This is a genomic window from Bradyrhizobium sp. Kon56 (genome assembly GCF_055807635.1).
In genome coordinates this window covers 1-17,118 of record NZ_JBVVOU010000050.1, presented here as the reverse complement: position 1 = coordinate 17,118, position 17,118 = coordinate 1, and the positions used below count along the sequence as shown (strand labels likewise).

At 59.7% G+C, this 17,118-nt stretch carries 14 protein-coding genes and 5 pseudogenes; 14 read left to right on the top strand and 5 right to left on the bottom strand.

From position 1 onward, the window contains the following. The first annotated feature begins 37 nt into the window (after positions 1-37). The 4 genes from AC0L3B_RS36030 (at position 38) to AC0L3B_RS36015 (ending at position 2,788) form a co-directional block, all read left to right on the top strand. On the top strand, positions 38-325 hold the full coding sequence (locus AC0L3B_RS36030) for a hypothetical protein (RefSeq protein ID WP_473382239.1): 288 nt from the start codon (positions 38-40) through the stop codon (positions 323-325). A gap of 45 nt (positions 326-370) precedes the next feature. Next, on the top strand, positions 371-877 hold the full coding sequence (locus tag AC0L3B_RS36025; protein WP_473382238.1) for a HAMP domain-containing protein: 507 nt from the start codon (positions 371-373) through the stop codon (positions 875-877). After that, positions 840-1,469 (top strand): methyl-accepting chemotaxis protein, encoded by a 630-nt coding sequence (locus AC0L3B_RS36020; protein ID WP_473382237.1) that lies wholly within the window; start codon positions 840-842, stop codon positions 1,467-1,469. Before AC0L3B_RS36025 ends, AC0L3B_RS36020 begins: the two co-directional genes overlap by 38 nt. Positions 1,470-1,921: 452 nt before the next feature. After that, on the top strand, positions 1,922-2,788 hold the full coding sequence (locus AC0L3B_RS36015) for a Crp/Fnr family transcriptional regulator (protein ID WP_473382236.1): 867 nt from the start codon (positions 1,922-1,924) through the stop codon (positions 2,786-2,788). Here AC0L3B_RS36015 and AC0L3B_RS36010 read toward each other — a convergent pair. Both AC0L3B_RS36010 and AC0L3B_RS36005 read right to left on the bottom strand, forming a co-directional pair. After that, positions 2,774-3,070 (bottom strand): transposase domain-containing protein, encoded by a 297-nt coding sequence (locus AC0L3B_RS36010; protein ID WP_473382235.1) that lies wholly within the window; start codon positions 3,068-3,070, stop codon positions 2,774-2,776. The genes AC0L3B_RS36015 and AC0L3B_RS36010 overlap by 15 nt on opposite strands. Positions 3,071-3,160: 90 nt before the next feature. Next, positions 3,161-3,382, bottom strand: a complete 222-nt coding sequence (locus AC0L3B_RS36005; protein WP_473382234.1) for an IS66 family transposase — start codon at positions 3,380-3,382, stop codon at positions 3,161-3,163. Positions 3,383-4,036: 654 nt separating this feature from the next. On the opposite strand from AC0L3B_RS36005, the gene AC0L3B_RS36000 reads away from it, so the two are divergent. The 3 genes and pseudogenes from AC0L3B_RS36000 to AC0L3B_RS35990 all read left to right on the top strand — a co-directional run. Further along, the gene (locus AC0L3B_RS36000) at positions 4,037-5,575 is read left to right on the top strand and encodes a porin (RefSeq protein ID WP_473382233.1); all 1,539 of its coding nucleotides are present in this window, start codon (positions 4,037-4,039) and stop codon (positions 5,573-5,575) included. 374 nt (positions 5,576-5,949) lie between these two features. Beyond that, positions 5,950-6,555 carry a formyltransferase family protein gene (locus tag AC0L3B_RS35995; protein ID WP_473382232.1) on the top strand — a complete coding sequence of 202 codons (606 nt, stop codon included), beginning with the start codon at positions 5,950-5,952 and terminating at the stop codon, positions 6,553-6,555. Between the two features lie 341 nt (positions 6,556-6,896). Next, positions 6,897-7,161 (top strand): annotated as a pseudogene (locus tag AC0L3B_RS35990) (transposase); the annotation flags it as partial. 234 nt (positions 7,162-7,395) lie between these two features. On the opposite strand, the gene AC0L3B_RS35985 reads toward AC0L3B_RS35990, so the two are convergent. After that, positions 7,396-8,448 (bottom strand): IS110 family RNA-guided transposase, encoded by a 1,053-nt coding sequence (locus AC0L3B_RS35985; protein ID WP_473382231.1) that lies wholly within the window; start codon positions 8,446-8,448, stop codon positions 7,396-7,398. Positions 8,449-8,510: 62 nt separating this feature from the next. Here AC0L3B_RS35985 and AC0L3B_RS35980 point away from each other — a divergent pair. The 6 genes and pseudogenes from AC0L3B_RS35980 to AC0L3B_RS35955 all read left to right on the top strand — a co-directional run. Next, positions 8,511-9,440: pseudogene (locus AC0L3B_RS35980) on the top strand (IS3 family transposase); the annotation flags it as partial. 18 nt (positions 9,441-9,458) lie between these two features. Further along, positions 9,459-9,827 (top strand): asparagine synthase-related protein, encoded by a 369-nt coding sequence (locus tag AC0L3B_RS35975; RefSeq protein ID WP_473382230.1) that lies wholly within the window; start codon positions 9,459-9,461, stop codon positions 9,825-9,827. After that, positions 9,817-10,605 (top strand): asparagine synthase-related protein, encoded by a 789-nt coding sequence (locus AC0L3B_RS35970; protein WP_473382229.1) that lies wholly within the window; start codon positions 9,817-9,819, stop codon positions 10,603-10,605. Before AC0L3B_RS35975 ends, AC0L3B_RS35970 begins: the two co-directional genes overlap by 11 nt. Beyond that, entirely contained in the window at positions 10,602-10,727 is a 126-nt protein-coding gene (locus AC0L3B_RS35965; RefSeq protein ID WP_473382228.1) for a hypothetical protein, read from the top strand. Before AC0L3B_RS35970 ends, AC0L3B_RS35965 begins: the two co-directional genes overlap by 4 nt. A 1,288-nt stretch (positions 10,728-12,015) precedes the next feature. Beyond that, positions 12,016-13,426, top strand: a pseudogene (istA, locus tag AC0L3B_RS35960) (IS21 family transposase). Between the two features lie 11 nt (positions 13,427-13,437). Next, positions 13,438-13,761: pseudogene (locus AC0L3B_RS35955) on the top strand (ATP-binding protein); the annotation flags it as partial. A gap of 34 nt (positions 13,762-13,795) precedes the next feature. On the opposite strand, the gene AC0L3B_RS35950 reads toward AC0L3B_RS35955, so the two are convergent. Both AC0L3B_RS35950 and AC0L3B_RS35945 read right to left on the bottom strand, forming a co-directional pair. Continuing rightward, entirely contained in the window at positions 13,796-14,080 is a 285-nt protein-coding gene (locus AC0L3B_RS35950) for a helix-turn-helix domain-containing protein (RefSeq protein ID WP_473382227.1), read from the bottom strand. 3 nt (positions 14,081-14,083) lie between these two features. Next, entirely contained in the window at positions 14,084-15,868 is a 1,785-nt protein-coding gene (locus AC0L3B_RS35945; protein ID WP_473382226.1) for a recombinase family protein, read from the bottom strand. Positions 15,869-16,356: 488 nt separating this feature from the next. Here AC0L3B_RS35945 and AC0L3B_RS35940 point away from each other — a divergent pair. Then, positions 16,357-16,779, top strand: a pseudogene (locus tag AC0L3B_RS35940) (ATP-binding protein); the annotation flags it as partial. Positions 16,780-17,118 lie beyond the last annotated feature (339 nt).

Below are 17,118 nucleotides of genomic sequence, written 5' to 3'. Positions count from 1 at the left end.
AGAGCTGAACCAGCCACGGCTCACGATTGTAATGCTAATGATGCGCCGGCATGAGAAAGATTTCATTTTGCGGGGCGAAGAGAAATATGGCGATCAACTGGCGGACCAAGAAGCGGAGTTCGAAACCACGCTAGCTCAGTCCAACCTGTCGACCGAAGTGAAATCCAAAATCATTGAGTTGATCCGCGCCTATAAGTCAAATTTCGTGGCGTTCATGCTAACAAAGCAGACGCTAGACGACCAAGTGGATGACCTCGGACAGATCTACGAGCGCGTTCGCCCCGTGCTCGTAAACCTAATGACTGCAGCTGACGCGCGTTCGTAGGCGTCCGAAAGACGAGCTGAAGAAATTCGACGTAAGCTTGTCTGGATGATCGGGCTTGTAACGTTGCTCGTTGGTCTACTCGCCTTGTGGTGCGGCCAACGTATCGCCAAAACTGTCGCTTCGATGGCGGCCGCCATGCGGCAACTTGGCGAGGGCCGATTCGATGTCGTTTTGCCGGGAGTTGAACGAGAAGATGAACTTGGCGAAATGGCAAAAGCGGTCGAAATGTTCAAACAAAAAGCCTCAGAGAAGACCCAGGCCGAACTAGATGCGAAGGTCGAACGGGATTGTGTGACCGCCGAGCGGCGGAGAGCAGATCTTGTCAGACTAGGCACGGAATTTGAAGCTGCTGTGGGCAAAGTTGTCGACAGCGTCTCGTCTGCTTCCTCAGAACTTGAAGCATCCGCACGCGGCTTCACCTGCACAGCTGATAACAGCCGGAAATTCTCGGTCGAAGTCGCTGCCTCTTCGCAGGAGGCGTCCGCCAACGTTCGTCGCAGCGGCAACGGGCGAAATGGCGGAAACAATCGCCAACATCGGCAGACAAGTTGAACAAACCGCCAATATGGCACGGGAAGCCGTTTATAGAGTCGAACTCAGCGATGATCGCATGGTCAGTCTGGCAACCGCAGCTGAGCGGATTGGGAGCGTAGTTGAATTGATCACCAGGATCGCACGGGAAATCAACTTGCTCGCCCTTAATGCCACGATCGAAGCTGCGCGTGCCGGCGATTTCGGCAAAGGGTTTGCGGTCGTAGCCCAGGAAGTGAAAGATCTCGCCAGGCAAGCTGCGCATGCGACCGCTGAAATCAGGGAGCACATTGAGGGCATCCAGGCAGCCACAACCGTTTGCGCGGTGAGTGAAATCGGCATGATCATTGGTCGCATCTCGGAAATCGCCAAGGCTGTTGTCGATTCCGTCGGAGATCAAGAGGCAACGAGCAAAAGGATCGCGTTCAATGTGCAGGGTGCAGCCGCCAGAACCGCTGAGGTGGCGGTCAGAGCGCGCGAAGTCACGAATGGGGCGAATGAAACCGGAGGTGCATCGCTCCAAGTGCTAACGTCTGCCGAACTGCTGTCCGAGGAAAGCTCTCGGTTGAAGTGCGAACTGGACCGCTTCTTGGGTGGTATCCAAGCGGCTTGACTGGTGCCAAGGTGCGGGTGCGTAAGCCGCGCCGAGAATCGAATGTCGACTAGTTGGTTCGGCACGGGAAACAAGCCCCACTTCTCAGACGATCGGCCATTCGACTTCAAGGAAACCACAACCCCCACAGCGAATCTAGTGCACCCCGCGCGATTGGGCTGCGCGGCATCCCGTGGTTGATATCGTCGCCACAGCTTGTTGGTCCAGCTCGGCTCAACGTGACGGCGAGACGAGGCAGCGACTGCTACGTGCAAAGCAGGACGCTGATATGCGGAAACTTCGCGCGCTGGAATACGTCGGAGGTATCGATTTAATCGCAGGATTTGGTCGTCAATCCGCCCCTGATTGCACGAAACGAAGTGTTGCTACTGCTAAAACTTAGAATCAATAGTTCGTGACGGTCAAAGGGATTGACCTTTATGAATTGTAATCACGAAGCGGCGGACAGCAGTATGAACGACCATCTCCTGTCTGTCCTCGACGGGCGCGATAGCTCCGAAGCTGCAGCTCTCAAGCGGGCACCCGATACACCTCGGATGCTTCACCGCCCTGGTGCTGCGCGCTCCAGTACGCGGCCCTTTGTCAAAAACGGGATTCTCACGAGCATTTCTCTTCAGGAGCTCGCGGCAATAGGGGAGTTCTTTGAGCCGGTCGTTCTGAGAGAACGCATGGTGCTGCAAGAACCGAAGAAGCGCCTCGAACACATCTATTTCATAGAGTCGGGCCTCGTCTCGCTCAGGATCCTCGCAGCGGGAAGCATTCTGGAAACTGCGTTAATAGGACATCAGGGTGCGGTCGGCGCTTCACTGTTGGCCGGAGGGCATCTTGCGACGCATCAATCCGTCGTGCTCTTTCCTGGAAGCGCGCACAGGATCCTTGTCGAGGATTTGAGGCGCGTCATGCCCGAACGCTCCGAAATCCGTGAATACCTCCTTCGGTATGCTCAAGCACTGAACTTGCATTGCGCTCAGACGGGATTGTGCGGCGTTCGACACGATCGGGAGAAGCGGCTCGCGTCCTGGCTCTGTTTGGCTAGCGATGCTCTCGATGCTGATGTGCTTCCAATTACACATGACTACTTCTCTTTGATGTTGGGATTGCGTCGCGCGGGGGTAACGGAAACGCTGATCCGATTCGAACAGCAGGGACTGATTCGAAAAATGCGTGGCGTGCTGCAGATTGGGGATCGGCACCGTCTCGAGCAAAAAGCATGCAGTTGTTATAAGCTCATTGCTTGCGCCTATGCTCCAACTGCGCCTGCTATTGCAGCTATCGACGGCGCGCGTGGTAACTTGGATCCCCACTTAAGTTCGCTTTAGCGGTCGCAAGCGGGTCTCTTGCATCTCCGAACGCGATATCGAAAGTGCCTCTACGTATTGACATACGCATCCGGCGACGACGCTTTGGGTGGATAGCCGATTGCGCTCGGGCGGCGTGAAGGACGCTCTGAGGGCGCTAAATCCAAGGCAGGAGATCGCGAATGCGTTGGTGGGATGATCTGGCAAGTGGCCGAGTACATCGGCGAGCCAAGCCTGCGGATCGACGTCGTTGAGCTTCGCCGCGGCGATGAGGTATATGGCCGCGGCGCGTGCTGCCCTCATCGGAGCCCGCGAAGTCCAATTTCCTCTTCCCACGGCGACAGCTCGTAGCTCGCGCTCGGCGGCATTGTTCGCATGAAGAGCCGCACGTCATCAAGGAAGCGGGTGAATGGCATTCCAGCGATTGAGGCAGCAATTGATCGCCTTCGTCGTTTCGCTGTTTTTGGAGAGCTTGGCTCGCTGCCCGCGCAAACACGCCTCCAGCTCAACGATCAGAGCGCGGCTACGCTCCTGGCTCACGCGCAGGCGCTCCTGCGGCGCAAGACCGTTGATCTCACGTTCGACGGCGAACATGACATCGATATAGCGCGGCAATATGGATGGACAGCACTTACATCCTGATTGCCGCTCGACTCAGACTCCGCCCGATTGTTTGCGGTTGCGTTCACTCGAGAGCATCGATCCGTGCGGCTGATCAAATCGGACTCGATCCTCACTCTCCACAGTTGACATCACGAAACGGCTCGTCGCGTTCTTCTCTGCATGGCCGGTTCTGAGCATGCGCCCGTTTGCATTGGCGACGGAAGCGAAGGGCTGGAGGTCAACATCTATTGCGTCACTCTGTGTAGCGCCCGCATCGAGTATCCGCATCACTAAGCGCACGAAAATGCGCGACACACTGATAACAACAATAGCAGTTCACCGCGCCCGAAGATTATTGATACGTACCAAACGTACGTTGACTGATAGCTACGGTACAAATCGTACGCTTGTGAAGCGCTTAGAACACGCCGGCTGGGACCGAGCGCCGGTTTGTCCGTTTCGTACGAAGTTTTCACGCCGCTAAGTAACGCAATCTGCCAACTTGACCATGCGAGCGGCGGAATGGTCCGCACCGTGATGCCACTGGTTCAATCTATCAGTGGTGTTCGAGGAAGGCCCTGTAGGTCGAGAATGATTGGGGGCGGAGGTGGCTAATCTCCAAGCGAGACTAGCCGCTCTTGAGTTAAACAACTGGAGGGTGTTTTTATGAAGATGGCGAAGAGCCTCTTTCTAGGTTCGGCGGCGGGTCTGATCGCTATGGGCGGGGCGCAGGCGGCCGATCTCCCGGTCAAGACCAAAGCGATCGAGTACGTCAAGGTCTGCTCGTTGTACGGAGCAGGGTTCTACTACATCCCCGGAACAGACACCTGTATCAAGCTGGGTGGTTACTTGCGCGCCAGCACCGTGGTAGGTGCGAACGGCGTTTGGGCCGTCCCCACCGGCGGCCTCGGTGGCGCACACAATCGCCTCAGTAACTACTATACGTCTCAATCCCGTTTTGACCTCAACGTCGACACGCGCACCGCGACTGAATATGGTGTTGTTCGCACATACGGTGAATTAGGCTTTACCTGGACCGCAGGTGGCTATAACGGTGCGGGCTCCACGCTGATCAACGGTGCGACTTCCTATTCCGGAAGTAATCCTGCAGGGAGCGGCAGCGGGATGATTTCTGGTGGTTCGCTCTCCGTCTATTACGCCTTCATGCAGTTTGCCGGTTTTACGCTCGGTAGAGCGCAGTCGCAGTTCTCCTCTCCGTGGACCAACTACCCAGGGAACAGCTACGATGGTTTGCCGGGCGGCGGCGGGTGGGAGGCTGTCAATCAGTTTGCCTACACTGCGGATTTTGGGCAGGGCATCACAGCCAGCTTCTCGGCCGAGGAACAGGTCATTCGCAACACGACCAATATTTGGAACGTCAGTGGTGCAACAGCCGCGGGTCTCGCCGCCGGCTCGTACGGTGCTGGCGACATTGGCGGATCGCGGACTCCAGACCTGGTGGCGATGCTTCGAGTGGACCAAGCTTGGGGTCTTTTCCAAGCATCGGTCGCGGCGCATGATAATCACGCTGGCTACTATGGCGTAGACGAGACGACCGGCCATCCTAGCGATAAGTGGGGCTGGGCTGGCCAACTGGCGTTGTCCATCAAGAACATCCCGACCGGACCGGGGGATACGATCAACGTCCAAGGCGTGTATACCAACGGAGCGACAGGATACAACTTCCAACCCTATGGGCCCTACACATTCGCTCTCTACAGCGGTGCGGGGGTGTCGGGAGCTTACCAGAGCGTCGGCCTCGCTGGGATTTCCGACTCTGTTTTCGTTGCTGGGTCTGGTCAGCAGTTGACCACGAGTTACGGCTTCAACGGCGCTTACACCCACAACTGGAATGCAAATTGGAACACAGCGATCTTCGGTGGGTGGGGTGCTATCCGGTATAACAACACGGCCAAAGGTTATATCTGCGGCTCTTTTGTTACCACGCTCGCGCTGTCGAGCGGCCTTGCGGGCTGCAACCCAGACTTCAACTATTCGGTCGTAGGTACCGCAACGCGTTGGAGCCCGGTTAAGAATCTGACGTTCGCGGCCGAGATCACTTACGTCATGCTCGACCAGAAGTATGCGAGCGGAAGCACTGTGACGCTGCCGGTCCAGGCAGGCATCGCCAAGCCTGGGGCTGCATATGAGCTAAAGGATCAGAACAGCTTAGCACTGCTGCTCCGGGCTCACCGCAACTTTTGATTCTTATTGCCCAACTAGCGGAAGGAGAGAAAAGGCACGGTTCTATAGACTTGGTTAAACTTCCAAGAAGAAGGCCTCCGGTATGCCCGCCGGGGGCCTTTCGTATTTGCTCAAAGCGCAGACCCGTGCTTTCGTTGGAGCTCTTCGCGGCACATACGAGCGAAGTTCGGTCCTATGTGCCTCGTTGGCCGAAGGAAGGTAAAGTTGAAGAGTGCAATAAGCTGGCCTCAGGGATTTCAAACAGCCTAAAATCGATTGGGATGGTAGCAAGCAAAAAATGTCTGAGCGGGTTCTCTGTTCGAGAACGCGTGCGTACCAGGTTTCTAACAATAGATGGCGCGCTCGCAGAGTTGGCGACAGTCCTTGGTGACGGCATGAAACCTAGTGAGGAGCTTTGGGAGGTCGCAGATCGCTTCGAGATACCATTTTTCGAGTCGATGGACCACGTCCCTCTTCTCGGAACGTTTCTCGTAAGCGTCATGTGGAACAAGATTTTCCCGACCCATATCCTCGCACAGTTTGCTGGAGGGGGTATCAATCTTCATCCAGGCCCACTCCCTGAATATCGCGGCAGTTTTGCGCGGACGCATGCCATACTCAATGGGGACAAGGGCTTCGGGGTGACCGTCCACTATATGTCAGAGCGGGTCGATAGGAGCGATGTTATCGGCGAGTTGCAGTTCCCCGTGCTGCCTTCAGAGACAGCTCTCTCTTTAGATACCAGAGCGCAACTTTATGGCTACGCGCTCTTCTGCCAGGTGTGGCTCCGTTTGTTGGACGGATCGGCGACCGGTCGCTCACAAGACGAGTTGATCGCTCGAGATAAGCGCAAGCCTCGCTTCTATCCCATGCGCATGATGACCGGACTTTTGGAATCGGCGGACGTCCCTCGGAGCGGAGATGAGCTCGAGCGGCTCTACCGCGCTTTATATCTGCCCCACGGATTGAGCCTCCGAAATGGCTGGTCGAACGAGTCCTGACAAACGAGGTCCAGACGCTCGTTCGAGGTGTTTAACCGAGGTTTGACTTGGCGCGGGGCTCGGCAAGTGATCCGGTACACTTGAGATCTCGTTGATGAGCTCGGCGAAGGCCAAAGTGTTGCCGGCCAATTGCCGCTCAGCGACTGAACGTGATCTTAGCTCTGGACGGTCGTCTTGTAGCATCCAAGCTCTCGAGAGGTGCCAGCGAACCGGCAACCCAACCGCCTAGGAGTTGGCTTGGCACGCATGAGGAGGGCAAGCTGTGTGCGGGATTCGCTGACCTTGCCCCTTGAGCTTAATCCAGTTTGAAGTTCGTTCTGGCCCAAGCCGAGGACCAGAGCATGAAGCGCAAGCGGTTTACGGAAGAACAGATCATCGGGATTTTGAAGGAGCACGAAGCGGGGGTTCCGGTCGCCGATCTCTGCCGGAAGCATGGTGTCAGCGATGCCAGCATCTACAAATGGAAGGCCAGGTTCGGCGGGATGGACGTCTCGGAGGCCAAGCGACTGCGATCGCTGGAGGACGAGAACACGAAGCTGAAGCGGCTTCTGGCAAGACGCCATGTTGGACAATGCGGCGCTGAAGGATCTCCTGGGAAAGAATGTATGACCCGCCCCGCCCGTGCAAGGTCGTTTAATGAGGACGATGCAGTCTGCACAAATGTATCCGGCCTCTTGCAAGTGGGCCGCTGTTGCGGCCAGGCCATGATGAGATCCGCGCGTGCCGTTCCCAGATAAATGGTTCGGGCTCGAAGCCCGCTTTTTTGCACAGGGTTTACGGCGCGCCGATCGACTGTTTCGTCATCACCTTCACGAACCTCGCAGTCTGGAACAAACGGGATCAGCTAAAGGCCGGATCCCGCCGTTCATAGCTTGCGCCGGGCTTGGTCATCACCACCCATGCGATCCGCGCAATCTTGGCCGCCAAGGCGACGGTGACCTTGTTAGTGTGCATGCGTGCCTGAAGTCCATCAAGCCACGCGCCAAGGCGGTACCGCGAGCGGTCAAGATGAGTCACGCAGGAACGGGCGCCATGGATGACCATCCGGCGCAGATATCGATTGCCGCGCTTGCTTATCCCCAGCAGCTTCGTTTTGCCTCCCGTAGAATATTCTCTCGGGACAAGACCTAGCCAAGCTGCCATATCGCGGGCCTTTTTGAACTGGCGGGCAGATCCAGCTGCTGCCAAAAGCGCCGTCGCGGCCAGCGGACCAATCCCCGGGATGGTCATCAATCGACGTGCGGTATCGCTTTGAGAGGCAATTGCCTCAATCTCGCGGTTGACCTCGGCAATCCGCAGCTCCAGCTGCCGCAGCTCGTCAAATGTAGATGCAAGAATGCGACGCATCGCCGAGGTTAGATCATTCGACTGATCAGCCAAAACCCTCGGCAGATCAGCCTTGAACTTGCCGGCGCCCTGGTGAATAGCGATCCCATATTCCAGGCAAAAAGCGCGCATCTGATTGATGAGGCACGTCCGTTGCGACATCATCCGATCGCGAACACGATGCAGCGCTTGCAGGTCAATGTGCTCAGGCGACCTTAGCTCGACGAAGCGCATCGTTGGTCTCGTCACGGCTTCGGCGATCGCCGCGGCATCGATGATGTCATTTTTGTTGGACTTCACATATGGCTTCACGAATTGAGCTGGGATAATGCGAACGGTGTGCCCCATGGCGGCGATCTTGCGGGCCAACCATTGCGAGCCGGAGCAGGCCTCCATCCCCACCAAAGCCGGTCCTGCACGTTCGAAGAACTGCAAGAGCGTATCGCGCCGAAAGGTCGCCTTCTGGATCGGCATTCCGGCGGCGTCGAGCCCAACGACGTGGAAAAGGTTCTTGCCAATGTCGATCCCAAACACCGTTGCCGGCCTGGGCTTGTTCCGTGTCCTCATTGCTTCCTCCTTTCAAAAGCCAACTCAGTCTGACTGAGAGGATGGGGCGGGTCATCCCATTAGTGGTGACGCCCGCGGGGAAGCGGAAAGCTGTCGCTCATCTGGTGGATGCCCATGGGATGAGCGAACGGCGGGCGTGTAAAGCCATCGGCTGCTGCCGCATGACCATGAGATACCGGACGACCCAGGCTGACGATACCAGCCTTCGCCAACGCATGAGGGCGATCGCCCAGGAGCGCCGCCGCTTCGGCTATCGGCGGCTGCATGTTCTGCTCAGGCGGGAGGGTTATCTGATCAACCATAAAAAGCTGTTCCGGCTCTATCGGGAGGAGAAGCTAACGGTGCGCCGCCGTGGTGGGCGCAAGCGGGCGATCGGGACCAGGGCGCCGATGCTGGTTCCGATGACGCCGAACGACCGGTGGTCGCTCGACTTTGTGTCGGACCAACTGACCTGCGGCCGCCGCTTCCGGATCCTGACCGTCGTCGATGATTGTACCCGCGAGTGCCTGGCGCTGGTGGCCGACACCTCGCTCTCCGGCATTCGCGTGGCGCGGGAACTGGACCGGCTGATGATCGAGCGCGGCAAGCCCAGGATGGTGGTCAGCGATAACGGCAGCGAACTCACAAGCAACGCCATCCTGGTGTGGGCCGACCAAAGCCGTGTCGAATGGCACTACATCGCGCCGGGCAAACCCATGCAGAACGCCTTCATCGAGAGCTTCAACGGCCGGCTGCGGGATGAGCTGTTGAACGAGACGTTGTTCACGTCACTGGCACAAGCCCGCGTCATACTTGGATGCTGGCGGGCCGATTACAACGACACAAGACCACACTCGCAGCTCGGATGGAGAACCCCGTCCGAGTTCGCGATGACCTGCCACCCGCGCCGGGATCTGGCGCTGCGCTATGCCGAAGGCTCCGCGCCAGCTCCCGTCGCTGCCACCGCCCAACCGGGCAAATCCAACGGCACGGGCGAACTCAGGACTGGATAAAAGCTGGGGGCAAGGTCAGTGGCCAAGGGTCCGCTCGAAGCTCGATACGGTTGGATTATCAAGCTTTCTCTCCTACCGTGCCGTCTTCGGCGAGAGGACGTATTTGCAGATGTTCGAAAGCTGCAGCCTGGAACCTGGCTGAAAATCACGGCTCAATCGCACGAGCAGACGCGTTGGTGGGATCCTGCCCGCCTCGATGAGAGTGGTGATTGCAGTTCTCTTGAAACGTTGATCGGCAGCACCGTTGAGGAACATCTGCTGCCCCACACTCCAGTCGCGGCGCTGCGTTCCGGAGGGCTCGACTCCAGTGTGTTGGCTTTCGAACTTTCAAAGCACTCGCCACAAAAGCCGACATGCTGGAATTGTAAGCGACTATGTGTACGATGAAAGCCCTTATGCTGTTGAGGTCGCGAAATCTCTCAAGCTCGCCCACGTCTTGGTCCGGCTGCCTGGGGCAACGAGCCTGGATGTAGTTAAGCGCCTTACCGCATTACGTGGTCATCCAGTCGGCATGCACAACGAAGCCGTGATGTATTTGCTTGCGCGGGCGGTCGGCCACTCTCACAAGGGTCTCCTTACCGGCGAAGGTGCCGACGAGATATTCCTTGGATATAGCCGGATCTTCAGGTTGTCCTTCGACCTTCGTCGACAGGCGCTGCTGGCCGCGTTGCCAGATGTCATTGGCCGCCCGGCGCGACGTCATCTCGGCCCTCCCAAGTTCAAAGCGAGCGAGTTCGAGTTCTTTCTTGCGCGGTACACTTACTTTCCCCAAGCCGAAAAGCTTTGGCTGGCGACACCGGCATGGAGAAAGGACATCGGTCACGATGCGGAGCTGATCGATTGGATGAACAATGCCTACCATTCAGACGGCGCCACTCCGGTCGAGCGCATAAGGCAATTCGTTTTACGGCATCATCTACCGGCGCTACTCGAAATGGTCGACAACACCACAATGGCGGCGGGGGTGGAGTCTCGCGTTCCCCTCACAGACCATCGTATCGTCGCGTTGGCTCTGCGCATGCCGTTCTCCGAACATCTGCGTTGGAAGCATGCCTTCGCCCGGTTTCAGGCGGCTTCACGCCGATTGAGAAATTTAGCGAAACACTCGACGTTTCCAAGGCCGCGCTGCGCACCCTTTACAGAGATCGTCTACCCGCAAGTGTGATCACGAGAAAGAAGCTCGGATTTCCGTTGCCGTTAGGTAAGTGGGCGACGGACCAGAGCTCGGCGCCGTTTCGCGATCTGCTCTTCGGAGGATCTGCCGCATCTCTGATTACCTCGGTATAGGCGCTCTCCCGCGATGGTATGAACGCCGCTCTCAAGTGGCCAACGATACATTCGGAGAACAACCTTGGTGGTTCTGCAACTTAGAAGTATTCCGTCGTCAGCTACCTTAGTAGGTGGGATAGTTATGACGCGTACAGGTCTGTTAGACACAGATGCGCTTGTTGCCGCGACAAGCTCATCTCTCACCAAGAAGATCACATCCGGATCGTTTTTCGTGAGCCGCGGGCAGCGACAGGGACGCGCTGATTGTTTTTGCGCCGAGCACGGGTGTCCTAGGACAAATGGACCTCATCGACAAATGCATCGGTGACTGCGTGAGAAACGGTGGAGTTGATGCAATGGACGAGAAGTTGGTTGTCACTGCTATAGTACTGGATTTCGCGGCAGAACGTACAGTATTCACATGGAAAGGACAGACCGAAGTACCATTGGGGTTTGTCGAGGAGTAACCATTGCTCCAAAGAACATTGCGGCAACTCGAAGACGCCCGTGTCGCAAGGATTATCGTGGTCCACGCTTCTGACCAAGTCCGAAAGGTCGGTCATGGTTCGCACATGGGCACCGCTGAAATCGTCGTCGTCAGCGACCTGGATGAGGCTGATCACCTCAAGGCAGTGGTCGCATCCTCTGGACCTCATTCGAGAGTTGCAGTGCTCATCGTCGCTGCGAACGTGGCGTTCGCGGATGGTGTAATAAAAGAGTTTATCTCACCGCAGACATCCCACTCTAACCGGAGACGGTGCGTTCTCATTGCGGCGCCCTCTCACCGGGGAGATAAGGCCGCTTCGCCCACAAGCCAGCCCGCGTTGAGCTACGTGGGCGAGGCTATGAGCTCGAGTCTTCTGGACTGCGTCCGCGCAACCGCGGGCTCGCTGATGGAACCTGGTGGACCACTCGACCGGCATGAGGCAAGCGCAGACGAGATTGCGGTCGCGCTAGGAGGGACAGTAAAGGACATTCGTGACGCGTTGGATCTGGAGATCGCCAATTTTCTGTTTTCTCCAGCGGAGACGCGATACCAAAGAGTTAACAAAGGGTCAGGTGGGTACTGGAGCCGTCCGATCGCGGAATACTTGCTGTTGTGCAATTCTTTCTTTCCGCCGGCCCCTTTCTTTGAACGAATCGCCGATCGATTGCGGGATGTATCGACCTTCTGCTGATTCCGCTCGATGTCGCCCACCATTCCGGAATGATCTCGCCCGGGGTGACGAGGCCTCTTCTGGCTCCGATACGGTCCCGCCTTTCGGCTTTGCGAAGGGGGACCTGGATGCCGACGGAGAGGTTTGCGATGCCCCATGTGCGCGATGTGATCAGATTGAAGTCGGTTGGGATGCCGACCCGCGAGATTGCGCGGCGGATGGGAACGGCCCCTTCGACGGTGCGGTCGACGATCCGCCGGTTCGAGGCGGCGGGGCTGACCTGGCCGTTGCCCGACGACGTCACCGACACGGTGCTGGAGGCCCGGCTGTTCGCTAGCGCCGGATCTGGTCCCGGCACCCGGCGGGGCCAGCGCCGGCAGGCCGAGCCGGACTGGGCTGCGGTGCATCGCGAGCTCAAACGCAAGCACGTGACGCCGTCGATTGTGTGGGAGGAATACATCGCGGGCGAACCCGGCGGGTATCGCTATTCGCGGTTCTGCGAACTTTACCGCGCCTGGGAAGGCCGGCTGTCGGTGACGATGCGCCAGTCGCACGCGGCTGGCGACAAGCTGTTCGTCGACTATGCCGGCGACGGCGTGCCGGGGGTGATCGACCGGTTCACCGGCGAACGGCGCGCCGCGCAGATCTTCGTCGCGGTGCTCGGTGCATCGAGCTTCACCTACGCGCAGGCGACCTGGACGCAGGGGCTCGCCGACTGGATCTGCGGTTACGTCGGCGCCTTCGAGGCGATCGGCGCCGTGTCGACGCTGCTGGTGCCGGACAACACCAAGGTCGCAGTGATCAAGGCCTGCCTCTACGATCCGCAGATCAACCGCAGCTACGCCGACATGGCGGCGCATTACGGCACCGCCATTCTGCCGGCCAGGCCACGACGGCCACGGGACAAGGCGAAGGTCGAGCAGGCGGTCCTCATGGTTGAGCGCTGGCTGCTCGGGCGGCTGCGCCACCGGATCTTCCACAGCCTCGCCGAGGTCAACGCGGCGATCGCCGAGTTAATGACCCCGCTCAACGAGGAGCGGCCGATCCGGCGCCTCGGCGTCACCCGCCGCAAGCTATTGGAGGAGATCGACCGGCCGGCGCTCAAGGCCTTGCCGGAGAGCCCTTACGTGTTCGCCGAGTGGCGGGTCTGCCGGGTCAGTATCGATTGTCACGTCGAGGTCGAGGCCTACAGCGTTCGGCATCCCTTCGTTCGCGCCGAGGTCGAGGTGCGCTTCACCGCGCGCACCGTCGAGATTTTCCACAAGGGCGAGCGGATCGCCGCGCATCAGCGCATGAGCGGCAACCACAAGCACACGACCGTGCCGGAGCACATGGCCTCCAGTCATCGGCGCTACGCCGGATGACCATTGAGGCATCCGCAAGGATGCTGCCATCATCGGGCCGGCCACCGCGGCGCTGTGCCATCTGATCCTCGACGAGCGCTTGCATCCGGAGCAGGGCTTCCGCGCCTGTCTCGATCCGCGTCCTTCACCCAAGCACTCCGCGGACGATACGCCGATCCTCCATTCAAACATCCGCGGCCCGCGCTACTACAACTAGGAGATCACACCTTGCTCACGCATCCGACCCTCGATCAACTCCACGCGCTCGGCCTTCACGGCATGGCCAAGGCCTTCGCCGACATCGAAGCCGGCGGCGACGCCGCGAGCCTCGGCCACGCCGAATGGCTTGCACTGCTGCTCGAACGCGAAACGTCATTGCGACGCGACAAGCGGCTGTCGAAGCGGCTGCAATACGCCAAGCTGCGCCAGCAGGCCTGTGTCGAGGACATCGACTACCGCACCCCGCGTGGCCTCGACCGCAGCCTCCTGACGATGCTGGTCGAAGGCCAATGGATCGACGACCACGCCAACCTGCTGATCTGCGGGCCCTCCGAGCCCGCTTCATAATGCTCGCCTTTCTATCTCGTTAGAGTTCCAGTTCTTTTTGTAGCGGAGTGCCGGACGGCGGACGTCTGAGGCGCCGCGCGGTGGCGGCTCGTTTGACATCAGCACGCTCAAGATCGGCTGCTTTGATGATCCAAGGTGCCCCTTTGCAAAGCTGGCCGCCCGCCGCGAGCTGGCCGTCCTTGATCAGACGTCGCACGGTTGATGGGCTGACGGAGAGGGCCGCGGCCGCCTCGTCCAGAGTGACCTCGCCGCGGTCGCGGCGCTCGCCTTCGCGATAGGCTGCGACGTCGTTGTGGTTACGCAAGCTTCACACTCGCGACTTGGTCCAGCCATTGCCGCGCCCCGTGGTCTTGCCGGATCGGTTGAGCACCGACGCGATCGCTTTGTCTGGCATCTGCCGCGCCAGCACGCGCACGAGATCGACTGTCTCTCCCGCTGCGCTCCAGCGGTGCTGGCCGGAGCGATTCTTCTTGACCTTGAGAGTGGAGTGGTCACCGCCGTGCCAGCGGATCACCAGATCGAGCGCGGTGTCCTCGACGCGGACGACGATCTCATCGATCAGCGTTCGCACGATCCGCTTGCGCGTTTCGGGGGCCACGCCAGCACTTGACCAAGCACGCTCCAGGTCGGCGCCTAGCGTCATCAGCCGCTCCCTGTCGGCAGGTGTGAGATCAACAGCGGGAGAAGCCGTCAGTCCCTCCAACTCGGCCTCCAGATTGCGCACGACCTCCAGCCGGTCGTTCCACCGCTTTTCCAGCTCGGCGGCGACGAGGCGATTGGCGGGATCGACGGCATCGTATTGGCGGCGCGCGCGCCCGACCTCATAGCGAGCCTGCTCCAGCGCCAGTTCGACTTGGCCGCGTTTGTCTTCGTTCGCACGGCTGCGCGCAGCCTGCGCGGCGAGTGCCGCCTCGATACCGAGCGGCTGCAGGCGCTCGATCACCTCGGCGGCCACGTCACGATCGATCCGCATGCCGCCGAACGAGATGCAAGGGTCACCGCCATGATTGTTGGCGCCGCCCCGACAATGGTAGCGACCGGTGTTGCCGTCCTTGCCGGAGTAGGCGACGTGAAGTTTGCGCCCACAATGGCCACAGCGCAGCAGGCCGGCGAGCAGAGCCTCACCTCGGCGCAGGGCACCGCGGCTGATCGGGTTCTTGCCGTCGGCGTTATCCGCAATCAGGCCGAGGTTCCTCTCATGGTCCGCCCAGCTCAGATAACCCTCATGATGGTTCGGAATCAACACCTCCCAATCCTTGCGCTCCCTCTTGAAGCCGCGAACCACCTTCTTGCGGCCGGCCTCGATGCTGATGCGGCTGCCAGTGCGCCCGAATGCATACGCGCCCGCATAGATTGGATTGGTCAGAATGTGCAGGATCGTGTTGTAGACCGGCAGCTTCCACTCGACCAGGTAGCCTTCGGCGCCATAGGTGACGGCCGGCAGCGGAACGCGCTCGTGTCTGAACCAGAGGTGCACCTGACGCACCGACTGCATCTCGGTGAACTTGGCGAAGACGAGCGCAATCGCCTCGCCGACGCGCCGATCCGGGTCCTTCTCGATACGGTTGTGGCCGACTCGCACGTAGCCGACGGCGACCGTCATGAACAGCTCGCCCCGGCGCGCCTTCTGCTTCAGCGCTTCGAGCGAACGCTGGCGCAGTACCGACAACTCCATCTCACTCATGGTACCCTTCATGCCGAGCAGTAGGCGATCGTTGGGCTGTCGCGGATCGTAGACTCCGTCCTCGTCGGCTATCAGTGTGCCGACGAGACCGCAGAACTCGAGCAGCGTGTGCCAGTCGCGACCGTTGCGTGCGAGCCGCGACGCTTCGATCGAGACCACGACTCCGACGCGCACCTCACAGATGGCAGCCAACAGCTTCTCGAAGCCGGGCCGCGCGACGCCACCGCCGGAGCGGCCGAGATCGTCATCAATGACGGCAACATCGCTCCAGCCCAGCTGTCGCGCGCGCTCCGGCAAATTGTACTGACGGCGCTTACTTTCCAGGTTGTGGGCGACCTGATCAGGCGTCGACTGGCGGATGTAGACGACGGCCTGACGGGCGAGGTGCTCAGGCGTGATCTTGCTCATGAGCGGCCTCCATCGTCTCTGCGGTTGGCGTGCCCGTCTCCATATTGGCGCCGGAGGGCCTCGACCAGCAGCCTCTCGATCAGGCGGACGAGAGTGCTTCTCTGCGACGCCGGAATCGCCGGCGTCTGGCGATCCTCCTCGAACAGGCTCCGTTGCAAGTAGCGTCTTGGTTGCATGATCCCCTCCTTCACGCAGGGGCCATGCCCCGCCTCGAGAGGCGATAAGCACATCGATTCGTGCCCGCAGCTCGACGAGCCTTTCGACAGCCAACCGAGGGCTTGCTGTGAGCGTTGCAGAGCGAGCAATATCCTCGCTCATCCAGGCCGGGATTAGGGCGAGTGTCCCGTCGGGCTGCACCACGACCAGATGGTCCTCGCCGGCGAAGCGCTTGCGGTGTTCGACCTGCACCATCTGCCCGGCCCGAGGATGGAACGGATAGAGGATCAAAACCTCGAACGCCGGACACCCGGCATTGTGACGCTGTCTCGACCGGCGTTGGCAAGAGCTGGCTTGCGTCGGCGCTCGGCAACAAGGCCTGCCGCGACAATCGCTCGGTGCTCTACCAGCGAGTCCCGCGGCTGTTCACCGATCTCGCTTTGGCGCGCGGCGACGGCCGCCATCCCCGCAACCTGCGTGCGCTCGGTCGCGTCGATCTCCTCATCCTCGACGACTGGGGCCTCGAGCCGCTCGACGCCGCTGCCCGCCACGACCTCTTGGAGATCCTCGAGGACCGCTACGGCCACCGCTCCACCATCGTCACCAGCCAGATCCCCGTCGATCAATGGCACGCACTGATCGGCGATCCCACCTACGCCGACGCCGTCCTCGACCGCCTGGTCCATAACGCCCACCGGATCGATCTCAACGGGGAGAGCATGCGGCGAACCCGTAAACCCAGCCGAAAGGCCTGAGCGAGCCGCGCTGTGGGCATGCCGCTGCGCTTGGACAACGCAAGAGCGTTGCCCACATGCCCACAGTAGGAGCAGCAAAAAAACAAGTCCTTCGAGCCGCGATTCAAGATTGGCCACGCGGCTTCGTCGATGCCAGAGACCAAACAGCCAGAACGCCTCGCGCTCCGGGCGACATCAAATCGGAATGGTGGGCGAGATCATCTCGGAATCCTGGGCGAGATCATCGGAATCCGCAGGGGATCGCTCGCATTTTGCAGAATTTCTCCTTTCTTGGTCGATCTTTGCAGCCTTTGCGCGTCGTCACGCCCTACATGTTCGCCTTGCTGGGGAGTTTAGACG

Coding starts and splice junctions, on each gene's coding strand:
- AC0L3B_RS35945 (WP_473382226.1), bottom strand. CDS start 15,868: ATGAGCAAGATCACGCCTGAGCACCTCGCCCGTCAGGCCGTCGTCTAC.
- AC0L3B_RS36000 (WP_473382233.1), top strand. CDS start 4,037: ATGAAGATGGCGAAGAGCCTCTTTCTAGGTTCGGCGGCGGGTCTGATC.
- AC0L3B_RS36030 (WP_473382239.1), top strand. CDS start 38: ATGATGCGCCGGCATGAGAAAGATTTCATTTTGCGGGGCGAAGAGAAA.
- AC0L3B_RS36010 (WP_473382235.1), bottom strand. CDS start 3,070: ATGAGGGCAGCACGCGCCGCGGCCATATACCTCATCGCCGCGGCGAAG.
- AC0L3B_RS36025 (WP_473382238.1), top strand. CDS start 371: ATGATCGGGCTTGTAACGTTGCTCGTTGGTCTACTCGCCTTGTGGTGC.
- AC0L3B_RS35995 (WP_473382232.1), top strand. CDS start 5,950: ATGAAACCTAGTGAGGAGCTTTGGGAGGTCGCAGATCGCTTCGAGATA.
- AC0L3B_RS36020 (WP_473382237.1), top strand. CDS start 840: ATGGCGGAAACAATCGCCAACATCGGCAGACAAGTTGAACAAACCGCC.
- AC0L3B_RS35985 (WP_473382231.1), bottom strand. CDS start 8,448: ATGAGGACACGGAACAAGCCCAGGCCGGCAACGGTGTTTGGGATCGAC.
- AC0L3B_RS36015 (WP_473382236.1), top strand. CDS start 1,922: ATGAACGACCATCTCCTGTCTGTCCTCGACGGGCGCGATAGCTCCGAA.